The organism is Streptomyces endophytica, from assembly GCF_026153355.1.
Lineage (GTDB): Bacteria > Actinomycetota > Actinomycetes > Streptomycetales > Streptomycetaceae > Streptomyces > Streptomyces endophytica.
In genome coordinates, this window is the sequence record NZ_CP110636.1 from 2,333,669 (window position 1) to 2,354,842 (window position 21,174).

At 71.5% G+C, this 21,174-nt stretch carries 17 protein-coding genes and 1 pseudogene; 9 read left to right on the forward strand and 9 right to left on the reverse strand.

The annotated features are described in order from the left end of the window. Nucleotides 1-18: 18 nt before the first annotated feature. From OJ254_RS10510 to OJ254_RS10525, 4 genes and pseudogenes are all read right to left on the reverse strand, one after another. A complete protein-coding gene (locus OJ254_RS10510; RefSeq protein ID WP_265362128.1) occupies nucleotides 19-1,230 on the reverse strand; it encodes a DUF5667 domain-containing protein in 1,212 nt (403 codons plus the stop codon). Between the two features lie 280 nt (nucleotides 1,231-1,510). After that, the gene (locus OJ254_RS10515; protein ID WP_265362129.1) at nucleotides 1,511-2,296 is read right to left on the reverse strand and encodes an ECF subfamily RNA polymerase sigma factor, BldN family; all 786 of its coding nucleotides are present in this window, start codon (nucleotides 2,294-2,296) and stop codon (nucleotides 1,511-1,513) included. Between the two features lie 330 nt (nucleotides 2,297-2,626). After that, nucleotides 2,627-3,576: pseudogene (locus OJ254_RS10520) on the reverse strand (HAD family hydrolase). Nucleotides 3,577-3,784: 208 nt separating this feature from the next. Beyond that, nucleotides 3,785-4,054, reverse strand: a complete 270-nt coding sequence (locus OJ254_RS10525) for a glutaredoxin family protein (protein WP_265362130.1) — start codon at nucleotides 4,052-4,054, stop codon at nucleotides 3,785-3,787. A 374-nt stretch (nucleotides 4,055-4,428) separates the two neighbouring features. On the opposite strand from OJ254_RS10525, the gene OJ254_RS10530 reads away from it, so the two are divergent. From OJ254_RS10530 to OJ254_RS10555, 6 genes are all read left to right on the forward strand, one after another. Further along, on the forward strand, nucleotides 4,429-5,220 hold the full coding sequence (locus OJ254_RS10530) for a redox-sensing transcriptional repressor Rex (RefSeq protein ID WP_265362131.1): 792 nt from the start codon (nucleotides 4,429-4,431) through the stop codon (nucleotides 5,218-5,220). Beyond that, a complete protein-coding gene (locus tag OJ254_RS10535) occupies nucleotides 5,217-6,623 on the forward strand; it encodes a glutamyl-tRNA reductase (RefSeq protein ID WP_265362132.1) in 1,407 nt (468 codons plus the stop codon). The genes OJ254_RS10530 and OJ254_RS10535 overlap by 4 nt, the downstream gene beginning before the upstream one ends. Further along, complete coding sequence (gene hemC, locus OJ254_RS10540) at nucleotides 6,620-7,660, forward strand: hydroxymethylbilane synthase (protein ID WP_265362133.1); 1,041 nt, start codon at nucleotides 6,620-6,622, stop codon at nucleotides 7,658-7,660. Before OJ254_RS10535 ends, hemC begins: the two co-directional genes overlap by 4 nt. After that, entirely contained in the window at nucleotides 7,657-9,303 is a 1,647-nt protein-coding gene (locus tag OJ254_RS10545) for a bifunctional uroporphyrinogen-III C-methyltransferase/uroporphyrinogen-III synthase (protein WP_265362134.1), read from the forward strand. The genes hemC and OJ254_RS10545 overlap by 4 nt, the downstream gene beginning before the upstream one ends. A gap of 143 nt (nucleotides 9,304-9,446) precedes the next feature. Next, entirely contained in the window at nucleotides 9,447-10,436 is a 990-nt protein-coding gene (gene hemB, locus OJ254_RS10550) for a porphobilinogen synthase (RefSeq protein ID WP_265362135.1), read from the forward strand. Between the two features lie 148 nt (nucleotides 10,437-10,584). Then, nucleotides 10,585-10,761: a CsbD family protein gene (locus OJ254_RS10555; RefSeq protein WP_261956945.1), complete on the forward strand. Its 177-nt coding sequence runs from the start codon at nucleotides 10,585-10,587 to the stop codon at nucleotides 10,759-10,761. 508 nt (nucleotides 10,762-11,269) lie between these two features. On the opposite strand, the gene argS is transcribed toward OJ254_RS10555, so the two are convergent. After that, complete coding sequence (gene argS / locus OJ254_RS10560) at nucleotides 11,270-13,036, reverse strand: arginine--tRNA ligase (RefSeq protein ID WP_265362136.1); 1,767 nt, start codon at nucleotides 13,034-13,036, stop codon at nucleotides 11,270-11,272. 170 nt (nucleotides 13,037-13,206) lie between these two features. On the opposite strand from argS, the gene lysS reads away from it, so the two are divergent. Both lysS and OJ254_RS10570 read left to right on the forward strand, forming a co-directional pair. Then, nucleotides 13,207-14,955 carry a lysine--tRNA ligase gene (lysS, locus tag OJ254_RS10565; protein ID WP_261956947.1) on the forward strand — a complete coding sequence of 583 codons (1,749 nt, stop codon included), beginning with the start codon at nucleotides 13,207-13,209 and terminating at the stop codon, nucleotides 14,953-14,955. A 133-nt stretch (nucleotides 14,956-15,088) separates the two neighbouring features. Then, nucleotides 15,089-15,289, forward strand: a complete 201-nt coding sequence (locus tag OJ254_RS10570) for a hypothetical protein (RefSeq protein WP_265362137.1) — start codon at nucleotides 15,089-15,091, stop codon at nucleotides 15,287-15,289. A gap of 59 nt (nucleotides 15,290-15,348) precedes the next feature. On the opposite strand, the gene OJ254_RS10575 is transcribed toward OJ254_RS10570, so the two are convergent. The 3 genes from OJ254_RS10575 to OJ254_RS10585 all read right to left on the reverse strand — a co-directional run bounded on the left by OJ254_RS10575 (nucleotide 15,349) and on the right by OJ254_RS10585 (nucleotide 18,703). After that, nucleotides 15,349-16,620 carry a DUF2637 domain-containing protein gene (locus OJ254_RS10575; RefSeq protein ID WP_265362138.1) on the reverse strand — a complete coding sequence of 424 codons (1,272 nt, stop codon included), beginning with the start codon at nucleotides 16,618-16,620 and terminating at the stop codon, nucleotides 15,349-15,351. Nucleotides 16,621-16,803: 183 nt separating this feature from the next. Further along, nucleotides 16,804-17,523 carry a DUF3558 family protein gene (locus tag OJ254_RS10580; protein ID WP_265362139.1) on the reverse strand — a complete coding sequence of 240 codons (720 nt, stop codon included), beginning with the start codon at nucleotides 17,521-17,523 and terminating at the stop codon, nucleotides 16,804-16,806. A gap of 211 nt (nucleotides 17,524-17,734) precedes the next feature. Then, nucleotides 17,735-18,703, reverse strand: coding sequence for a hypothetical protein (locus OJ254_RS10585; RefSeq protein WP_265362140.1), 969 nt, complete (start codon nucleotides 18,701-18,703; stop codon nucleotides 17,735-17,737). A gap of 172 nt (nucleotides 18,704-18,875) precedes the next feature. On the opposite strand from OJ254_RS10585, the gene OJ254_RS10590 reads away from it, so the two are divergent. After that, a complete protein-coding gene (locus tag OJ254_RS10590) occupies nucleotides 18,876-20,069 on the forward strand; it encodes an RtcB family protein (RefSeq protein WP_265362141.1) in 1,194 nt (397 codons plus the stop codon). 275 nt (nucleotides 20,070-20,344) lie between these two features. Here the strand turns inward: OJ254_RS10590 and OJ254_RS10595 are convergent, their stop codons facing one another. Beyond that, nucleotides 20,345-21,154: an SDR family NAD(P)-dependent oxidoreductase gene (locus OJ254_RS10595; RefSeq protein ID WP_265362142.1), complete on the reverse strand. Its 810-nt coding sequence runs from the start codon at nucleotides 21,152-21,154 to the stop codon at nucleotides 20,345-20,347. Nucleotides 21,155-21,174 lie beyond the last annotated feature (20 nt).

Sequence of the window (21,174 nt, forward strand, 5' to 3'; positions counted from 1 at the left end):
CCGGGCGCGGCAGTGGCGCTACTTCGGGAGGTCCTGGCCGTCGATGCCGAGGCCGGGCAGCAGGCCCGGGAGCAGCGGCGGCAGGGTGACGTCGGGATGGCCGCCGGGGTGGCCTCCCGCGCCGTGGCCGGCGTCGTGCGGGGACGGGCTGTCGGCCTTGTCCTGCGGGTCGAGCAGACCGCCCGTGTTGCCGCCGAGCAGACCGTCCTCCTGGGACGGGGAGGCCGACGGGCGGGGGGCGTGCGGGCCCGCGGAGTGGCCCGTGGTGGCGGAGCCGTGCCCCGAGCGGGTCGGCCGGCCGTCGGGACCGGAGCCAGTGCCCGCGGAGGCCGGGGTGTTGCGCGGGTGGTTCTTACCGTCCGGGGCCTGCGGCAGCAGCGAACGGAGCGGACCGACCTCTTGGTCTATGGCGTCGAAGACCGAGCTGACCTCGTCGCGGACGTCCATGAGCTGCACCGGGAGCTTGTCGCGCAGCTGCGACCACGTGCTGCGGTGGGACCGGGTGAAGGAGTTCAGCGCCTGAATGGGGCCGAGCGAGCCGTCCCGTTCGTACGCCGCGTGCAGCAGGCGGTGGCCCTCGCCCGCGTCGTGTTTCACCCCGGACAGGGCGCGGCGGACCTCGCCCAGCGACTCGTGGTCGAGGTCGGCGGCCCGGGCCCGCTCCATCAGGCGGCGCGCCTCGAACATGCGGGTCGACGCCTGGTCGAGGTAGAGCCGGCCGCGGTCGGAGTCGTCGTCGGCCATGTCGAGCTTGAGGTCCTCCATGCCCCGCTTGAGGCCGTAGAGGGAGTCACCGGGGAGGGCGTCGGAGCTGGCGGCGGCGACCCCGGTGAAGGCTCCGGCCGCGACGCCGACGGTCAGCCCGCCGGCGGCCAGTCCTTTGGAGAACCGGGAGCGCGGCCGCAGCCGGCCGATCGGTTTGTCGGCGCGGTGTGCGCCCTTGTGTTCGCGCTGCTCGGGCACTCTGGCGCCCTCGGACGGAGCGCCTTCGGCGAAGGCGGACTCCATCGCGGCGAGGAGCTGGGCGCGCTGGACAGTCTTGACCTCGGCGGCCATCTCCGGCCGTGGAAGCCTCCCGAGACCGTCGGCGACCGCCAACAGCCGTGCCTCGCCCGGCGTCTGTGCCGGATTGTCGACCTGCTCCTCGGCCGCCGCGCCCTCGAGGACCTGCTCCTCCAGGGCCTGGGCGAAGGCGTTGGCCCGCCGGTGCACCGAGACATTCGCGATCACGGGCGGCACCTCCTCTCATCATCCCGCTCGACTCCCCGGACTGGCTTTGACTATCCAGACGGACCGGACGGTTGCACACCGATGTCCGCGGCCACTCGATCGAGTGAGAGGCAGCGGGCATGGCGTGACCGCATGGAGCCTGCACTCCGCACAACGAGCGGCGCGGCACTCGGGTTACGCACTCACGATGATCTGACCGACCGGGCACGGCCGGTCACCAGGCGTGAGCGTGGTGCGGCGCGCGGTGGCGCGGAGAAGCGCGGAACGAGGGGGTGGGGGGTCAGCGGGCGTCTTCGGGGAGGAGGCGCGCGAGGGTGCGGACGGCGCGGTACTGGAGGGTCTTGATGGCGCCCTCGTTCTTGCCCATGACGCGGGCGGTCTCGGCGACCGAGAGGCCCTGCAGGAACCGCAGCGTGACGCATTCCTGCTGTTGGGGGTTGAGCTTGCGGACCGCCTCCAGGAGGGCGGCGTTGGAGAGGGATTCGAGGACCGACTCCTCGGGGCTGCGCTCGACCTCGTTGGCGTCGAGCATCTCCCCGGTGGTGACTTCCAGGCGGAAGCGCGAGGACTTGAAGTGGTCGGCGACGAGGTTGCGGGCGATGGTCACCAGCCAGGCGCCGAAATCACGGCCCTGCCAGGTGAAGGTGCCGATGCGGCGCAGGGCGCGCAGGAACGTCTCACTGGTGAGGTCCTCGGCCGTGGCGCGGCCGCCCACGCGGTAGTAGATGTAGCGGTAGACCGTGTCGGCGTACTGGTCGTAGAGGCGGCCGAAGGCCTCGGCCTCGCCGGCCTGGGCGCGTTCGACGAGGTCCATCATGCGACGGCTGTCGCTGTCGGCGGGGCGCCGGGCGGTGGCCGTGCCGGCGCCGGCACGGCGGGTTCTGCCGGCGGCCTTGCCGACCGCAGCGCTCCCGTCGGCCAGGGCGTAGCAGGGTCCGGCGGTGGGGACGGCTGAGGCGAATGCGGGGACGGCGTACGCGGTGGGGACGAAACTGCGCAGGTGGTCGACGAGTGTCGTACGCAGCGTAGCCAGGCCCGAGGCGTCAACCCCGACGTGTGGGTACACGGGACTCCCAGAGGCAGAGCTTCCATCACGTGCAGTGCGGGACCGTTCACTCGTCGTAGGGACGTGTGGGTTCCGGATTGCGTCTGAGGAGAATAACGCTTCGTACAGGCAGCGCTACACCCAGTTGCTCAAATCATCGATTACTTACGGTCTGTGACGGGTTGGTGGCAGATCAAGTATCGAATACTGAGCAACTATTGATCGGAAGGGAACGCAATCTGCCTGGTTGGAAGGCGTGTTGTGGCTGCCCCGAGGCAAGGGGACTGACCGGGAGCCCGCGGGGGTAGGGAGTGTGGATGGCCCGCCGCGCCGACGGGCGATCAGTGCTGGTCAGCGGCGGCGGCGCTGGAGTGCGACCGCGGCCGCGGCGCCGCCCGCCAGGGCGCCCACTCCGGCCGCCGCGGGGATGCCGATCTTGGCCGCCTTGCGGCCGGTGCGGTAGTCGCGCAGCCGCCATCCGTGTTCCCGGGCGTGCTTGCGCAGCCGGCTGTCGGGGTTGATGGCGTACGGGTGACCGACCAGCGACAGCATCGGGATGTCGTTGGCCGAGTCGCTGTAGGCGGCGCAGTGCGACAGGTCCAGGCCCTCGGCGGCGGCCAGCGCGCGGACCGCCTCGGCCTTGGCCGGGCCGTGCAGCGGCTCGCCGACCAGCTTGCCCGTGTAGACCCGCCGACGGACTCGGCGACGGTGCCCAGGGCGCCGGTCAGGCCCAGTCGGCGGGCGATGATCGTCGCGGTCTCCACCGGGGCGGCGGTCACCAGCCAGACCTTCTGGCCGGCGTCGAGGTGCGCCTGGGCCAGCGCGCGGGTGCCCGGCCAGACCCGTTCGGCCATGTACTCGTCGTAGATCTCCTCGCCGATGGACATCAGCTCGGAGACGCGGTGGCCCTGGACGATGGACAGCGCGCTGTTGCGGACGTCCGCCATGTGCTCGGGGTTCTCCGAGCCGGCCAGCCGGAAGTAGACCTGCTGCCAGGCGAAACGGGCCAGGTCGCGCTTGTGGAAGAAGTGCCGCTTGTACAGGCCGCGGCCGAAGTGGAACAGCGCGGCGCCCTGCATGACGGTGTTGTCGAGGTCGAAGAAGGCGGCGGCCTCGGTGTCCCCGACGACCGGGAATTCCGGTTCGGCCGGGGTCACCTCGGCGGCCTGGGCCTCCTCGGCCTCCTGCGAGGTCTTCCGGGCGGCCTCGGCGGCGGCCTCGCCGGCCAGCACGCTGCGGGCGGTGGCGGGGCGTCGGCGGCGGGGGATCCAGCCCAGGTCGAAGAGCGCTCCGGAGGGCATCCAGCCGGATCGGCGAGCGGGCGAGGAGGAGAGGCGCGTCCCGTCGGGACTCCTGCCGGGCTGGTGGTCGGGCGAGGGGCTGGCCATGGCGCTAGCGTAGCCAGTTTGTTCGGTGCTTCCGGTTACGGGCGCGTGTCCTGTGGGCCGGGAGCCGTCGACGGTCGCATTACGGCCGACTCGCGGGCGGGTCCGGCCGCCCCGGGACGGCTCAGGCGCCCAGGGCCGTCCGCAGCCGCTGCGGGTCGACGCGCCAGAAGTCGTGCTGGGCCCCGTCGATCAGGACGACCGGAATCTGTTCCCAGTACTTGCGGTGCAGTTCGGCGTCCTCGGTGATGTCCTTCTTCTCCCAGGAGGCGCCGGTCTCGGCGCAGACCTTCTCGATCACCGCCTGGGCGTCGTCGCAGAGGTGGCAGCCGGGCTTGCCGACCAGGGTGACCAGCCGGTCGGTGGGGCGCTTACGGGGGCTGCGGCTGAACAAGGGGCCATGGAGCCATTGTGCCGGGTCGGCGGGGACGCTGGGCGGGCGGCGGGAGGGGCGCCGGACGGGCGCCGGGCGGGCCGGGTTCGATTACCATCGGTGGGCGATTTGTAGGCTTCCGGGGGGTTAGCGGTAAGGAGTGCGCGCGCGTGTCCCCGTCGGTGCTGCCGTGTTGCGCGGGTGGTGCGAGTGAACGGTGCGACGTGGGAGTTGGTTCCACGGAGGGCCGGAAAGGGCGCGTGACCCCCATCACTTTGGCCGGACAAAGCGGACACCATCTTTGTGCACGCGTTCACAAAGACATAGCCTGCAGTAGACAGGGCGGTCGGGTTCCATACGGTCGCCCGCAGCCCCGCTCTACCCGCAGGAGCACCGTGGCAACTGGCCGAACTCACCGACCGGCGACCCGAAGCCGAGGCATCCCCGAGGCCACCGTCGCCCGGCTTCCGTTGTATTTGCGCGCACTGACCGCGCTCTCCGAGCGTTCGGTGCCCACGGTCTCGTCCGAGGAACTCGCGGCCGCGGCGGGGGTCAACTCCGCCAAGCTCCGCAAGGACTTCTCCTACCTCGGCTCCTACGGAACCCGCGGCGTGGGCTACGACGTGGAGTACCTGGTCTACCAGATCTCGCGCGAGCTGGGCCTGACCCAGGACTGGCCGGTTGTCATCGTCGGTATCGGTAACCTCGGCGCGGCCCTCGCCAACTACGGCGGCTTCGCCTCCCGCGGCTTCCGGGTCGCCGCGCTGATCGACGCCGACCCGGCCATGGCCGGCAAGCCGGTCGCCGGCATCGCGGTCCAGCACACCGACGAGCTGGAGCACATCATCGAGAGCAACGGCGTCTCGATCGGCGTGATCGCCACGCCGGCCGGTGCCGCCCAGCAGGTCTGCGACCGCCTGGTCGCGGCCGGCGTCACCTCGATCCTCAACTTCGCCCCGACCGTGCTGACCGTCCCCGACGGGGTCGACGTCCGCAAGGTCGACCTGTCGATAGAACTGCAGATCCTCGCCTTCCACGAGCAGCGCAAGGCGGGCGAGGAAACCCCCGAGGGCGGTGCCCCGGCCCCCTCCGGCCGTGCCGCCGCCGTCGCGGCCGCGGCCGAAGCCGCCGCCGCGACCGACCGCAAGGGACCTGACGGGGACGTGCCCGCCGTGATGCCGGCATGAGCCTTCTTGTTGTCGGACTGAGCCACCGCAGTGCGCCGGTGAGCGTGCTGGAGCGGGCCGCGCTCGCCCCGGAAGCACGCGGCAAGCTGCTGCAGGACGCGGTGTCGGCCGAGCCGGTCACCGAGTCCGCGGTGCTGTCCACCTGCAACCGCATCGAGCTCTACGCGGACGTGGACAAGTTCCACGCCGGTGTCGCCGAGCTGTCCACCCTCCTGGCCCGCCACAGCGGCGTCGGCCTGGAGGAGCTGACCCCCTACCTCTACGTCCACTACGAGGACCGGGCCGTCCACCACCTCTTCTCGGTGGCCTGCGGCCTGGACTCGATGGTCGTCGGCGAGGGCCAGATCCTCGGGCAGATCAAGGACGCGCTGGCCGTCGCGCAGGAACAGCACACCGCCGGACGGCTGCTCAACGACCTCTTCCAGCAGGCCCTGCGGGTCGGCAAGCGTGCCCACAGCGAGACCGGCATCGACAAGGCCGGCCAGTCGCTGGTCACCTTCGGCCTGGAGCAGCTCGCGGCCGGCCGGGCCGTCGAGGGCTGGGCGCACGGCAAGCGGGCGCTGGTCATCGGCGCCGGCTCCATGTCGTCGCTGGCCGCCACCACCCTCGTCCGCAACGGCATCGGCGAGCTGGCGGTCGCCAACCGCACCGTCGCGCGCGCCGAGCGGCTGGTGGCCATCCTCACCGAGCCCGGCGGGCCCGGTGCGCGTGGGGGTGCCGCCCTGTTCGAGCGGAGCCGAGAACTTGGGGGAGGCCTGACCGCCCGCGCGGTGGCGATGGCCGGCGTCGAGGACGAGCTCGCGCTCGCCGACATCGTGGTGTCCTGTACCGGCGCGACCGGGCTGGTCCTCACCGGCGAGACGGTCGCCGCCGCCCGCGCCGGCCGCACCGCGCCGCTGGCACTGCTCGACCTCGCCATGCCGCGCGACATCGACGCCGCGGTCCACCGCATCGAGGGCGCCCACCTCGTCGACATCGAGTCGCTGGCCGACGCCTCCGCGGACGCTCCGATGGCGGCCGACGTGGACAAGGTGCGCGGCATCGTCTCCGACGAGGTCGCCGCCTTCGGCGCCGCCCAGCGGGCCGCGCACATCACCCCCACCGTGGTCGCCCTGCGCACCATGGCCGCGGACGTCGTCACGAGCGAGATCGCCCGGCTCGACGGCCGCCTCCCCGACCTGGACGACAAGCAGCGCGCCGAGATCACCCAGACCGTGCGCCGCGTCGTCGACAAGCTCCTGCACGCGCCCACCGTGCGGGTCAAGCAGCTCGCCAGCGAACCCGGCGGCGCCGGGTACGCGGACGCGTTGCGCGAACTCTTCGATCTCGACCCCCAGACTGTCGCCGCCGTCAGCCGGGCCGATACCCGCGGCGGCAGTCATGAAGCACGGGAGCGGGCATGAAAGACAGCACCAACAGACCACTGCGGCTGGGCACCCGCCGCAGTGCGCTCGCCATGGCCCAGTCCGGGCAGGTCGCCGAGGCGGTGCGCGAGCTCACCGGCCGCCCCGTCGAACTGGTGGAGATCACCACGTACGGCGACACCTCCCGCGAGCACCTCGCGCAGATCGGCGGCACCGGCGTCTTCGTCTCCGCGCTGCGCGACGCGCTGCTCGCCGGGGACATCGACTTCGCCGTCCACTCGCTCAAGGACCTGCCCACCGCGCAGCCCGAGTCGCTCACCCTGGCCGCGATCCCCGTACGGGAAGACCCCCGTGACGCGCTGATCGCCCGGGACCGGCTCACCTTCGAGGAGCTCACCGCCGACCCGGACCGCGTCGCCCGCATCGGCACCGGCTCCCCCCGGCGGATGGCGCAGCTCAACGCGTGGGCCCGCGCGCTGGGCCGGCACATCGAGACGGTGCCGATACGCGGGAACATCGACACCCGCATCGGTTTCGTCGAGAAGGGCGAACTGGACGCGGTCGTGCTGGCCGCGGCCGGCCTCACCCGCATCGGCCGGATCGACGAGGCGGCGCAGCTGCTGTCGCCCGACGTGGTTCTGCCCGCCCCCGGCCAGGGGGCACTGGCGATCGAGTGCAGGGCGGGGCACACCGCCCAAGACGCTGCGCTCGTCGCCACGCTCGCCGAGCTCGACGACCCGGACACCCGGGCCGCCGTGACCGCCGAGCGTTCCCTGCTCGCCGCCCTGGAGGCCGGCTGTTCCGCACCCGTCGGGGCGCTGGCCGACCTTTCCCCAAGCTCTCGACTTCGGTCGAGCAGGGGAGGCCCCGAGGCCGGCGAGCAGGCTGTCACCGAATTGCATCTGCGTGGTGTCGTCGGCACGACCGACGGCAGCACGCTGGTGCAACTGTCCACCACCGCGCACGTACCCGCCTCTCCCGACGAGACGTCGGTCCCGCAGCAGCTGGGCCGCGAACTCGCCGCCGAGATGCTCGCCAAGGGTGCGGCCGGTCTTATGGGGGAGCGAGCACTTTGAACCCCACCGCCCCGAACCACTCCGCCTCCGGTCAGGTCACCTTCCTGGGTGCCGGGCCGGGTGACCCGGGTCTGCTGACGCTGCGTGCCGTGGAGGCCCTGGCCTCCGCGGACGTACTGATCGCCGACCCGCAGGTGCTCGACGTCGTGCGTGTACATGCGCGCGCGCAGGTGGACACACCACTGCAGGCGTCAGCTGACGAGGCGTCAATCCCCGCCGACATCCCCACCCTTAGGGACTCCGCCAATCTTGTCATGGCGGCCGCCCGGGCGGGCAAGCGGGTCGTCCGGGCGGTCACCGGCGACCCCGGTCTGGACGGGAACGTCGCCGAGGAGATGCTGGCCTGCGCCGCCGAGGGCATCGTCTTCGAGGTCGTGCCCGGCATCGCCGCGGCCGTCGGCGTGCCCGCGTACGCCGGTGTGCCGCTGCGCGACGCCGAGGGCACCGACGTGCGCTTCGTCGACGCCCGCAGCGCCGATGACCGCTGCTGGTCGGAGCTGGGCACCAGCGACGCCACCGCGGTCGTCTCCACCACCCTCGACGCGGTGGCCGCGGCCGCCGGCGAACTGGTCACGGGGGGCAAGCCCGACACCCCGATGACCGTCACCGTCGCCGGCACCACCACCCGCCAGCGCACCTGGACCGCCACCCTCGGGTCGGTCGCCCAGGTGCTGAAGGCCGCCAAGGTGCTGCCGTCGCCGGACGGCGGCCAGCCGGTCATAGCCGTGGTCGGTGAGCGCAGTGCCGCCGCGCAGCGCGACCAGCTCTCGTGGTTCGAGTCCAAGCCGCTGTTCGGCTGGCGGGTGCTCGTACCGCGGACGAAGGAGCAGGCCGCGTCGCTCTCCGACCAGCTCGTCTCGTACGGCGCGGTGCCGCACGAGGTCCCGACCATCGCCGTCGAACCGCCGCGCACCCCGCAGCAGATGGAGCGCGCCGTCAAGGGCCTGGTCACCGGCCGCTACGAGTGGATCGCCTTCACGTCGGTCAACGCCGTCAAGGCCGTCCGTGAGAAGTTCGAGGAGTACGGGCTCGACGCCCGGGCCTTCGCGGGCATCAAGGTCGCCGCGGTGGGCGAGCAGACCGCCAAGGCGCTGGTCGCCTTCGGCGTGAAGCCGGACCTGGTGCCGTCGGGTGAGCAGTCGGCCGCCGGTCTGCTGGAGGACTGGCCGCCGTACGACCCGGTCTTCGACCCGATCGACCGGGTCTTCCTCCCGCGGGCCGACATCGCCACCGAGACGCTGGTGGCCGGCCTGATCGAGCTGGGCTGGGAGGTCGACGACGTCACCGCCTACCGGACCGTGCGGGCCTCGCCGCCGCCGGCCGAGACCCGCGAGGCGATCAAGGGCGGCGGTTTCGACGCCGTGCTCTTCACCTCCTCGTCGACCGTGCGGAACCTCGTCGGCATCGCCGGCAAGCCGCACAACGTGACCGTGATCGCCTGCATCGGTCCGGCCACCGCCAAGACGGCCGAGGAGCACGGGCTGCGCGTCGACGTGATGTCGCCGGAGCCGTCGGTGCACAAGCTGGCCGAGGCGCTCGCGGACTTCGGCGCGGCGCGCCGGGACGCCGCGATCGAGGCCGGCGACCCGGTCACCCGCCCCAGCGAGCGCCGGCCCGGCTCGCGCCGCCGGGCGCGCAGCTGACGGCGGTACGGACAGCAGCGTTTCGCGCCCCGTGCCCGGTCATCCGGGCGCGGGGCGCGGCGCGTTGGGGCCCGGGAGGGGCGCCCCGGCCGCCGACGACGCGTCGGCAAAGGCGGGTGCGGGGCGGGCGTAGCGTGGTGGGTATGACGAAGTACGGAAGCTTCCCCGGTGCGCGGCCGCGGCGGCTGCGCACCACCCCGGCGATGCGCCGGATGGTCGCCGAGTACCGGCTGCACCCGGCCGACTTGATCCTCCCGGCGTTCGTCCGGGAGGGCATCGCCGAGCCGGCGCCGATCTCCGCGATGCCCGGGGTCGTCCAGCACACCCGGGACACCCTCCGCAAGGCCGCCGTCGAGGCGGTGGAGGCGGGCGTCGCCGGGATCATGCTGTTCGGCGTGCCGCTGGACGAGAAGAAGGACGCCGTGGGCACCGCCGGCACCGACCCGGACGGCATCCTGCAGGTCGCCATCAGGGATGTCCGGGCCGAGGTCGGCGACGACCTGGTGATCATGTCGGACCTGTGCCTGGACGAGTACACCGACCACGGCCACTGCGGTGTCCTGGACGCCGCCGGGCGGGTCGACAACGACGCGACGCTGGAGCGCTACGCGGAGATGGCGCAGGTCCAGGCCGACGCGGGCGTCCACGTCGTGGGCCCCAGCGGCATGATGGACGGCCAGGTCGGCGTGGTCCGGGACGCCCTGGACCAGACCGGCCACGAGGACGTGTCGATCCTCGCCTACACGGCGAAGTACTCCTCGGCGTTCTACGGCCCGTTCCGCGAGGCGGTGGGCTCGTCGCTGAAGGGCGACCGCAAGACGTACCAGCAGGACCCCGCCAACCTCCGCGAGTCGCTGCGCGAGCTGGCGCTCGACCTGGACGAGGGCGCCGACATGGTCATGGTCAAGCCGGCGCTGCCCTACCTGGACGTACTGGCGAAGATCGCCGACGCGGTGGACGTGCCGGTGGCCGCGTACCAGATCTCCGGCGAGTACGCGATGATCGAGGCGGCCGCCGAGAAGGGCTGGATCGACCGCGACAAGGCGATCATGGAGGCCCTGACGGGCATCAAGCGGGCCGGCGCGAACATGATCCTCACGTACTGGGCGACGGAGGTCGCGCAGGGGCTGTGAGGCGCCCGGCGCCGCCCCCCTCCTCAACGAGCTCCCGCCCCGGGTTCCGGGGCGGGAGCTTTGTCTTGCTTGTCAGGTTTTGACTGCCCCCTGCGGGGCACGCACTCGATGTTGACGAAGACCGCGACTGATCGAGGAGCGGGTCACCGTGACTGCCAAGGACACGATGCGGGCCAAGGGCGCCCAGGTCATCGGCACCATGAAGGAGGTCGTCGGCAAGGCGACCCACAACCGCAAGCTGCAGGCCGAAGGCAAGGCCGAGAAGACGGCCGGGCACGGGCTGGACGCGAAGGAGAAGGCCGCGCATCGGCTGCGCAGGCATTGAGCCCGTGCTTTGCGGCGCCCCGCACGTACCTGTCTGCGGCGCCGCGGGGCGTCTCGCCGTTGCGCGCTTTGCGGCGCCTCCCACGTACCTCGCCGTCCCGCCGCGGGGCGTCTCGCCGTGGCGCCTGCGGCGGGCTGGGTTGTGTTGGGTGCGGTGACGGGCCTCCGGGGCCGGTCGTGTGGACTGCTGACGCTTTACGTCCACACAACCGGCCCCTCCGGCCCGTCCCCTCCCGGAGGGGGAAAGTGAAGGACGGTGGGGGTGCACGTAACCGTCCACATGCGCGCAGGCAACAGGCCAGGTCCACCCCCGACCAGCTGAGAAACTCCCCACCACGGGAGGGGCTGGACCGGAGGACGAAGTCTGGAGGGCCGGCACCGCACCCGACAACACCACGCCCGCCGCCAGGCGCAACGGCGAGAAAGCCCCGCGGCGGGAAAGACGGGTACGTGGGAGGCGCCGCAAAGCGCAGCGCCCCGCGGCGGGACAGCCGGTACGTGGGAAGGACCTACAGGCGCTCGGGGGTGCGGATCCCCAGGAGGGCCATGCCCTGGTGGAGGGTGCGGGCCGTCAGGTCGCAGAGGAAGAGGCGGTTGGCCATCTGGTCGGGGCCGGACTCGGCCTTCAGGACCGGGCACTGGTCGTAGAAGGTCGTGAACAGCGAGGCGAGGCCGTACAGGTACGCGGCGACCTTGTGCGGCTCGTACGACGCGGCGGCCTCGATGACGGTCTCGCCGAACTGGTCGAGGTGCAGGCCCAGCGCCCGCTCCGCGGGGGCCAGCGCCAGCTCCGGGTGGGCCTCCGGGCGGGCGTCGCCGGCCTTGCGGAAGATCGAGCGGATCCGGGCGTAGGCGTACTGGAGGTAGACGGACGTGTCGCCGTTGAGCGACACCATCTGGTCCAGGTCGAACTTGTAGTCCCGGCTCGGCGACGTCGACAGGTCCGCGTACTTCACCGCGCCGATGCCCACCTGCGCACCGTTCTCAGTGATCTCCTGCTCGGTCAGGCCGATCGGCTCGCCCTTCTCCCGCACCACCGCCGTGGCCCGCTCGGCCGCCTCGTCGAGGAGGTCCTCCAGGCGGACCGTCTCGCCCGCGCGGGTCTTGAACGGCTTGCCGTCCGCGCCGAGCACCGTGCCGTAGCCCATGTTGTGCGCGGTGACCTCGTCGCTGAGCCAGCCCATCCGGCGGGCCGCCTCGAAGACCATCTTGAAGTGCAGCGACTGCCGCACGTCCACGACGTACAGGAGGGTCGTCGCGTTCAGGTCGACGACGCGGTTACGGATCGCCGAGAGGTCGGAGGCCGCGTACCCGAAGCCGCCGTCCGCCTTCTGCACGATCAGCGGCACCGGCTCGCCGTCCTTGCCGCGGATCTCGTCGAAGAACACGACGAGCGCGCCGTCCGAGCGCACGGCGACACCCGACTCCTCCAGGAGCCGCGCCGTCTCCGGCATCAGGTCGTTGTACGCGGACTCGCCGACGATCTCGTCGTCGCGGATCTCCATGTCCAGCTTCTCGAAGACCGAGTAGAAGTAGACCTTCGACTCGTCCACGAACCGCTGCCACAGGTCGAGGGTCTCCTTGTCGCCGGACTGCAGGGCGACGACCCGCTTGCGGGCCCGCTCCTTGAACTCCTCGTCGGAGTCGAAGACCGCGCGCGACGCCTTGTAGACCCGGTTGAGGTTGCTCATCGCCTGCTCGCCGTCGACGTCGGCCGCCGGGGCCAGCTCGCCGGGGTTCTCGATCAGGTACTGGATGAGCATGCCGAACTGGGTGCCCCAGTCGCCGATGTGGTGCCGGCCGATCGTCCGCTCGCCGGTGAAGTCCAGCATGTGGCGCAGCGCGTCGCCGATGACCGCCGAGCGCAGGTGCCCGACGTGCATCTCCTTCGCCACGTTCGGCTGGGCGTAGTCGATGACCGTGACGCCCGGCTTCTCCTTCAGGGGCACGCCGAGCCGGTCACCGTCGGCGGCGCGGGCGGCGAGCGTCTCGGTGATCGCCTTGTCGGTGATCGTGATGTTCAGGAAGCCGGGGCCGGAGACCTCGACCTCCTTGAGGAGGTCGTTCTCGCCGATCGCGTCGACGACCTTGGTGGCCAGCTCCCGGGGGTTGCCCTTCAGCTTCTTCGCCAGCGCCAGCAGGCCGTTGGCCTGGAAGTCGGCCCGGTCGCTACGTCGCAGCAGCGGGTCCGCGGTGCCGGCCTCCGGCAGGGCTGCCGAGAGGGCGTCCGCGAGGCGCTGGTGGACCGAAGCTGCGAGGGAAGGGACCGAGGCCATGAAGCTGCCGTTCCTTTGAAAGGGAAAGGGTTTGCCACTGAGTATCCCACGCCGTTACCACTGAATTTCCGGACGGCGGGCGTCTGGGACAATGGCACCGTCAGGCTTTTGTGCGTCGCACGCGCAAGACGGCGCAATCGAGGAAGCACCAGGAAGAGGAAGGGCCGATCGTGGCTCAGCAGAGCACCGAGACCGACTGGGTCTCCAGGTTCGCGGACGAGGTCATTGCCGAGGCGGAGCGCCGCGCCCCCGGCAAAGCGGCGTCCGGTGCTTCCGCACCGGTCATCGTCTGCGCCTCGGGCCTGAGCCCCTCCGGCCCGATCCACCTCGGCAACCTCCGCGAGGTCATGACCCCGCACCTGGTCGCCGACGAGATCCGCCGCCGTGGCCACGAGGTCCGGCACCTCATCTCCTGGGACGACTACGACCGCTACCGCAAGGTCCCGGCCGGCGTCGAGGGCGTCGACGAGTCCTGGGCCGAGCACATCGGCAAGCCGCTGACCTCGGTCCCGGCGCCGGCCGGCTCGGCGTACCCGAACTGGGCGGAGCACTTCAAGGCCGCCATGACCGAGGCGCTGGCCGAGCTGGGCGTCGAGTACGACGGCATCAGCCAGACCGCGCAGTACACCTCGGGTGTCTACCGCGACCAGGTCCTGCACGCGATGAAGCACCGCGCGGACATCGACGCGATCCTCGCCCAGTACCGCACCAAGAAGGCCCCCGCGAAGAAGTCGCAGAAGCCCGTCGACGAGGCGGAGCTGGAGGCGGCCGAGGGGTCCGGCGCGGCCAGCGAGGACGACGGCAGCGGCGGCTCGGCGGGCTACTTCCCGTACAAGCCGTACTGCGGGCAGTGCGAGAAGGACCTCACCACCGTCACCTCGTACGACGACGAGACCACCGAGCTGACCTACACCTGCACCGCCTGCGGCTTCGGGGAAACGGTCCGGCTGAGCGAGTTCCACCGCGGCAAGCTGGTCTGGAAGGTCGACTGGCCGATGCGCTGGGCGTACGAGGGCGTGGTCTTCGAGCCGTCCGGCGTCGACCACTCCTCGCCCGGCTCGTCCTTCGTCGTCGGCGGGCAGATCGTCCGCGAGATCTTCGACGGCGCCCAGCCGATCGGCCCGATGTACGCCTTCGTCGGCATCAGCGGCATGGCCAAGATGTCCTCGTCGCGCGGCGGCGTGCCGACCCCGGGTGACGCGCTGCAGATCATGGAGGCGCCGCTGCTGCGCTGGCTGTACGCCCGCCGCAAGCCCAACCAGTCCTTCAAGATCGCCTTCGACCAGGAGATCCAGCGGCTCTACGACGAGTGGGACAAGCTGGAGGCCAAGGTCGCCGACGGCAGCGCGCTGCCCGCCGACGCGGCCGCCCACTCCCGCGCGGTCCGCACCGCCGCCGGCGAGCTGCCCCGCACGCCCCGCCCGCTGCCGTACCGCACCCTCGCCTCCGTCGCGGACATCACCGCCGGCCACGACGAGCAGACCCTGCGGATCCTCGGCGAGCTGGACCCGGCCAACCCCGTCACGTCCCTGGACGAGACCCGGCCCCGGCTCGACAAGGCCGAGCACTGGATCAACACCCAGGTCCCGGCCGACCAGCGCACCATCGTGCGCGACGAGCCGGACGCCGAGCTGCTGGCCTCGCTGGACGACCAGGGCCGCGAATCGCTGCGGCTGCTGCTCGACGGCCTCGACGAGCACTGGTCGCTGGACGGTCTGACCACGCTCGTCTACGGCGTGCCGAAGGTCCAGGCGGGCCTGGCCCCGGACGCCAAGCCGACGCCCGAGCTGAAGGTCGCCCAGCGCGCCTTCTTCGCGCTGCTCTACCACCTGCTGGTCGGCCGGGACACCGGCCCGCGGCTGCCCACGCTGCTGCTGGCGGTCGGCGCCGACCGGGTGCGCAAGCTGCTCGGCGGCTGACGGCGCGGCCTGGTGTCGTAGACGCCGCGCCGCCTGGTCGTAGACGCCGCGTCGGCGGGTGCGACTCAAGGGTGAGAACGGGTTCGGCCCCGGGGAGGAGGATCCCCGGGGCCGAACCCGTCACGCTGGTGCCATGAGGGGAATCATCGGCTTCATCGCCATGCTGCAGGGAGCGCTCGGCTTCATCGGCAAGACGTTCTTCGACGGTGCCTGGGGGCTGCTGGCCCACCTGTTCGACCTGCCGTCGGTCGCCTACCTCGGCCTGTTCCTGGCCGGCGCGGCGCTTGCCGTGTGGGGCGACATGGACAAGAAGCGGAAGGCGGAGCGGGCGTAGGCGCGTCAGGCGAGGCGCTCGCCCGCGGGCGCGTCAGGCGAGGTGCTCGCCTTCAGGCGTCACGCGATGTGCTCGTCCATCAGCTCGGCGTTGAGGCGGTCGGTGAACTGGTCCATGTAGCGGTTCAGTTCCCGCGACCGCAGCCGGATCCCGTACTGCGCCTCCAGGTTCGCCGCGAACGCCCCCGGCGTCGGCATGCCCTCGCCTTCGACCGAGCGCCGGAACACCTGGTAGGCGTCCTCGTCGGGGAGGGCCGCCGCCGGAGCCTGGACGGGCTGCGGGTCCGCCTCCGCGATGCCCTTGCCGAGCGGACGGGTCCCGCCCGCCCCGTTCGGCACCGGGACCTGCGGCGCCGGCTCGGGCTCCGGCGCGCGCGGCGCCGGCACCGGGGCCTGCGGGACCTGCTCGCCCGCCGGCATCTGCTGCTGCTCGTACGGGGGCTGCTCGTCGTACGGGGGCTGCTGCTCCGGCTCCGGGACGTACGCCGGGTCGTAGTCCCCCTGGTACGCCACCTGCGGCGACGCCGCGAACCACTGGTTGGGCAGCTGCTCGCCGGGCATCTCCCCGGCCGGCTCCTGGGCCTGCGGCTCCAGCGCCGGCTGCACGGACTGCCGCGGCGCCGGCAGCAACTGCGGCTCGATGCCCGCCGCGGCGAGGCCCGCGGGGGCGGTCTGGGCCAGCGGTACGCCGTACCGGGCGAGCCGCAGCGGCATCAGGGACTCCACGGGCGCCTTGCGGCGCCAGGCGCGCCCGAAGCGCGAACGCAGGCGTGCCTGGTACACCAGCCGTTCCTGCTCCAGCTTGATCACCGCGTCGTACGACCGCAGTTCCCACAGCTTCATTCGCCGCCACAACAGGAACGTCGGGACGGGCGCGAGCAGCCAGCGGGTCAGGCGCACACCCTCCATGTGCTTGTCGGCGGTGATGTCGGCGATCCGGCCGATCGCGTGCCGGGCGGCTTCGACGGCGACCACGAACAGGATCGGGATCACCGCGTGCATGCCCACGCCCAGCGGGTCGGGCCAGGCCGCCGCGCCGTTGAAGGCGATCGTCGCCGCCGTCAGCAGCCAGGCCGTCTGCCGCAGCAGCGGGAACGGGATGCGGATCCAGGTGAGGAGGAGGTCCAGGGCGAGCAGGACACAGATACCGGCGTCGATGCCGATCGGGAACACGTAGGAGAAGTTCCCGAAGCCCTTCTTGATGGCCAACTCGCGGACCGCCGCGTAGGAGCCGGCGAAGCCGATGCCTGCGATCACCGCCGCACCGGCGATGACCACACCGATGAGGATGCGGTGGGTACGAGTCAACTGCGCCGTCTTCGTCGCGGACACCCGCGGTCCCTCCCCGGCTCGGCGAAATGGCGCGCCTAGCGTGGCACACCGCCCGCGGGGCCCCGCCGGGAGGTGCCCGGCGGGGCTGATCGATGTCCGATCGACCTCGAATCGACCTTGGATCGACCTCGGATCGATGTCAGATCGAGCTCGGATCGACGTCAGATCGACGTCAGATCGACCTCAGTGGTTCGCCTTGAGGGCGGCGGCGACCGCTTCCTTGGCGGCGGCCTGGGCGTTCTTCAGCAGGTCGGCGCCCTTGGGGGTGTCGGCGCCGGCCAGGCCCGCGCCGTTGTAGTTGATCGTCACGACGACGTTGGAGGCGCGGGCGACGATGGTGGTGTTCTTGAAGTCGTTGCCCTCCTTCTTCACGTCGTAGGTGATCGCGGTGGCCTCGTCGCCGGTGCCGCCGGTCTGGGCGGCCTTGAGCTTCTTGGCGCCCTTGGCGGCCTTCGCGTCGCTGACCTGCTTGGTGTAGAAGTCCGTGGCGCGCTTCTCGCCGGAGCCGATGCCCGGGTCCGAGTCGTAGCGCTGGTAGCCGATGTCCAGCCAGCGGAACTGGGTGCCGTCGACGCCGTGCTCGTCGGAGCTGCTCCAGGAGCAGGTGCCGTGCGAGGCGTTGTCCGTGGACTGGCCCTGGTCCCCGGCGGCGTCCTTCACCTTGGGCAGCAGCTTCTTGACGGTGTCCTTGGAGAACGCCGAGCAGGGGTTGGGCAGCTTCTTGTACTTCGCGGGCGCCACGGTCGGCGACGGCTGGGCGGAGTGGCTGGACGCGGCGGAGGAGGCGTCACCGGAACCGGAGTCCGAGCTGCCGCTGTCCGAGCCGGAGCAGCCGGCGACGAGCAGCACCGGTACTGCTGCGCAGGTGAGGAGGCTGGCGAGGCGCTTGGCTGAACGGTGCATGGTTCCTTCGCTGTTCGTCGTCGTGCGTCGGCGCCGTGGGGTCGGCGCCGTGCGGCGTTCGGCGTGGTGAGTCGTCGTGCGTCGTCGGTTCGCTAGAGGGCACGGTACGCGGCGCGGCGAGGTGGGTGACCGTTTCGTACCGATGAGTACAAGGAGCGAAACGGTCATACGGCCATGTCCGGGACCATCGACCCGAGTCGCTCAACTCGGGCTATTCGGCTAGGCGGTCGGACAGCTCATCGGCCAGCGAACGGGCCTTGTCCTGCAGTTCCTGGCTCTCCGGCAACATCGACTTGTCCGTGGACCACTGGTCGTAGGTGATCGTCACGATGACGTTCGACGTGCGAAAGACCACAGTGACATCGCGGTGCACACCGGAGTCCGCGGTGATCAACTTGTCGTTGAGGAACGCCGCGTCCGCCAGGCCGTCGAGCACGCGCGGCGCGGTGGAGGCGTCCCCGCTCGCACTCGGGTCGGTGGTCGAGGGTGCGGTCGAGGCCGCGCTCGGGTCTCCGCTCGGGTTCGCGCTCGCGCCGGCGCCGGGCTTGCCCGTGGCGCCGTCCTTTCCCGACTCGCCCGAGGGGGTCTTTTCGGGGTTCTTCCCCGCGGCAGTCGCTCCGCCCTTCGCGCTCTTCGTGTCCTTCGCGTCTTCTGTGCTCTTCGTCCCCTTCGCGCCCTTCGACGGGGGAGCGGTGGGGGAGGAACCGGCGCCGCCGCCGGACGGGATCTGCGCGGCCAGTTCCTTGCTGTCGTAGATCTCCTGCGCCTTGTCGTCATCGCTGACGGCGGCGTCGTACGAGACCACGCGCTGGATGTCGAGGCTCAGATGGCGGGTGCCCGCGTCGGTCTCGCGGGTCCAGTGGCAGCCGACCCGGCGGTCGGTGTCGTACGTGATGTCGGCCTGGCCGCCGTAGAGCTTGTCGGCCTCGGTGCCGGAGAGGTGCTGGCCGTCGCCGGGCAGCATGGCGCGGACGGTGCTGCGCGAGGGCAGCCCGCACGCCTCCGGGAGGGTCTGGTAGCGGCCCGGTTCGGCGGACTGGCTCGTCGCGGCGGGGTCGCCGCCCTTGGCGTCGGCGGCGTCACCGTCGGTGCCGGGACCGCCGGTGCAGCCGGCGAGGCCGGCGGCCAGCGCCGCGACGGCCACCAGCGCGGCACCGGGTGCGAACGGTTTGCGGGGCATCGCTCGCGGCTCCTTCCCTCGAATTCCCTCGAAAAATGTGGTTGCCGCCCGGCGGCGGCCGATGGACACAATGTCTATCGCACGTCTTGCCGCGCACGCCGGTTCACCGTCCAAGATCAGGTAATTTGTCCGGCTTTTGCGTTTTTCAGTTTTCCGGGGGAATGAGGAAGTTATGTCGTACGTCGAGGTACCCGGCGCCCAGGTGCCCATCCGGATGTGGACCGACCCGGCCACGGTCGAGGACGTGGCGATGCAGCAACTGCGCAACGTCGCCACCCTCCCGTGGATCAAGGGCCTGGCCGTGATGCCCGACGTGCACTACGGCAAGGGCGCCACGGTCGGCTCGGTGATCGCGATGCGCGGGGCGGTCTGCCCGGCGGCGGTCGGCGTCGACATCGGCTGCGGAATGAGCGCGGTGAAGACCTCGCTCACCGCCAACGACCTGCCCGGCGACCTGTCCCGGCTGCGCTCGAAGATCGAGCAGGCCATTCCGGTGGGCCGGGGCATGCACGACGACCCGGTCGCCCCCGGCCGGCTGCACGGTTTCCCGACGGCCGGCTGGGAGGACTTCTGGGCGCGGTTCGAGGGGGTGGCGGACGCGGTCAAGTTCCGCCGCGAGCGGGCCGTCAAGCAGATGGGAACGCTCGGCGGCGGCAACCACTTCCACGAGATCTGCATCGACGAGGACCAGTCCGTGTGGATCATGCTGCACTCCGGGTCGCGCAACATCGGCAAGGAACTCGCCGAGTACCACATGGGCGTGGCCCAGAAGCTGCCGCAGAACCAGGGCCTGGTCGACCGCGACCTCGCCGTCTTCATCGCGGACACCCCGCAGATGGCGGCGTACCGCAACGACCTCTTCTGGGCGCAGGAGTACGCCAAGCACAACCGCGAGATCATGATGGCGCTCACCCAGGACGTCGTCCGCCGGGAGTTCAAGAAGGCCAAGGTGACCTTCGGCGAGGTCATCTCCTGCCACCACAACTACGTGGCGGAGGAGCAGTACGACGGCATGGACCTGCTGGTGACCCGCAAGGGCGCGATCCGGGCGGGCGGTGGCGAGTACGGCATCATCCCCGGCTCGATGGGCACCGGCTCGTACATCGTCCGCGGCCTGGGCAACCCGGCGTCCTTCAACTCCGCCTCGCACGGCGCCGGCCGCAAGATGAGCCGGAACGCTGCCAAGAAGCGCTTCACGACGCGCGACCTGGCGGAGCAGACGCGGGGCGTGGAGTGCCGCAAGGACTCCGGGGTGATCGACGAGATCCCGGGCGCCTACAAGCCGATCGAGAAGGTCATCGACCAGCAGCGCGACCTGGTGGAGGTCGTCGCGCACCTCAAGCAGGTGGTGTGCGTGAAGGGTTGAGGGCCGCAAGCCGGGGCCGGCTCCTCGGGGGTGGGCTTCCCGGATCGGTTCCCCGGGTCGGTTCCCCGGGGTCGGTGGTTCGGGGCTCTTTTTGCGGGGCGGCGTGGCGCGAGTGCGCCACGCCGCTCTTCGTTCTTCGTTCTTCGTTCTTGGCTCTTCGTTCTTGGCTCTTCGTTCTGCGGTCGCGGTCGCGGTCGCGGTTGCGGTTGCGGTTGCGGTCGCGGTCGCGGTTGGGGGTGCGGGGTGCGGGGTGGGCGCCGGCGCTGGCTGGGCGCTCAGTTGGTGCGGGTGCGGTGCACCTTGGTGTTGGAAGCCTGGGCGCGGGGCCGGACCACCAGCAGGTCGATGTTGACGTGGGAGGGGCGGGTGATCGCCCAGGCGATGGTGTCGGCCACGTCCTCCGCGCTGAGCGGCTGCTCCACACCCTCGTAGACCTTGGCGGCCTTTTCGGCGTCCCCGCGGAAACGGGTGGTGGCGAACTCGTCGGTCTTCACCATCCCCGGGGCCACCTCGATGACCCGCACCGGCTCACCGCACAGCTCCAGCCGCAGCGTCTCGGCGATCACATGCGCACCGTGCTTGGCCGCGACATAACCGCCGCCGCCCTCATATGTGGCATGACCCGCGGTGGAGGACAGCACGACCACGGTGCCGTCCCCGGAGGCGGTGAGCCTGGGCAGCAGCGCCTGGGTCATGTGGAGCACGCCGAGCACATTGACCTCGTACATCGCGCGCCAGTCGGCAGGATCCCCGGTGGCCACCGGTTCCGCGCCGAACGCACCACCGGCGTTGTTGACCAGGACGTCGACGGACGGCAGCTCGTCGAGCGAGGCCACGAAGGCGTCGACGGCGGCCCGGTCGGTGACGTCCAGCGCATGGGCCTGGGCGTTCGGCAGCTCGGCGGCGAGCGCTTCGATGCGGTCCTTGCGGCGGGCGGTGAGCACGACGCGGTAACCGGCGGCGGCCAGCGCCCGCGCGGTCGCGGCCCCGATGCCGCTGCTCGCTCCGGTGACAACGGCGGTACGGGCCTCGGCGCTGGGGGCCTGGGCGCTACGGGCATCGGCGCTACGGGCATCGGCGGTCATGACGCTCTCCTCGGAGCCGG

Excerpts from the sequence above, each read along its gene's own strand:
- OJ254_RS10585 (WP_265362140.1), bottom strand. The coding sequence starts at position 18,703 with ATGCCCCGCAAACCGTTCGCACCCGGTGCCGCGCTGGTGGCCGTCGCG.
- OJ254_RS10590 (WP_265362141.1), top strand. The coding sequence starts at position 18,876 with ATGTCGTACGTCGAGGTACCCGGCGCCCAGGTGCCCATCCGGATGTGG.
- OJ254_RS10535 (WP_265362132.1), top strand. The coding sequence starts at position 5,217 with ATGAGCCTTCTTGTTGTCGGACTGAGCCACCGCAGTGCGCCGGTGAGC.
- OJ254_RS10580 (WP_265362139.1), bottom strand. The coding sequence starts at position 17,523 with ATGCACCGTTCAGCCAAGCGCCTCGCCAGCCTCCTCACCTGCGCAGCA.
- OJ254_RS10570 (WP_265362137.1), top strand. The coding sequence starts at position 15,089 with ATGAGGGGAATCATCGGCTTCATCGCCATGCTGCAGGGAGCGCTCGGC.
- hemC (WP_265362133.1), top strand. The coding sequence starts at position 6,620 with ATGAAAGACAGCACCAACAGACCACTGCGGCTGGGCACCCGCCGCAGT.
- argS (WP_265362136.1), bottom strand. The coding sequence starts at position 13,036 with ATGGCCTCGGTCCCTTCCCTCGCAGCTTCGGTCCACCAGCGCCTCGCG.
- hemB (WP_265362135.1), top strand. The coding sequence starts at position 9,447 with ATGACGAAGTACGGAAGCTTCCCCGGTGCGCGGCCGCGGCGGCTGCGC.
- OJ254_RS10595 (WP_265362142.1), bottom strand. The coding sequence starts at position 21,154 with ATGACCGCCGATGCCCGTAGCGCCGATGCCCGTAGCGCCCAGGCCCCC.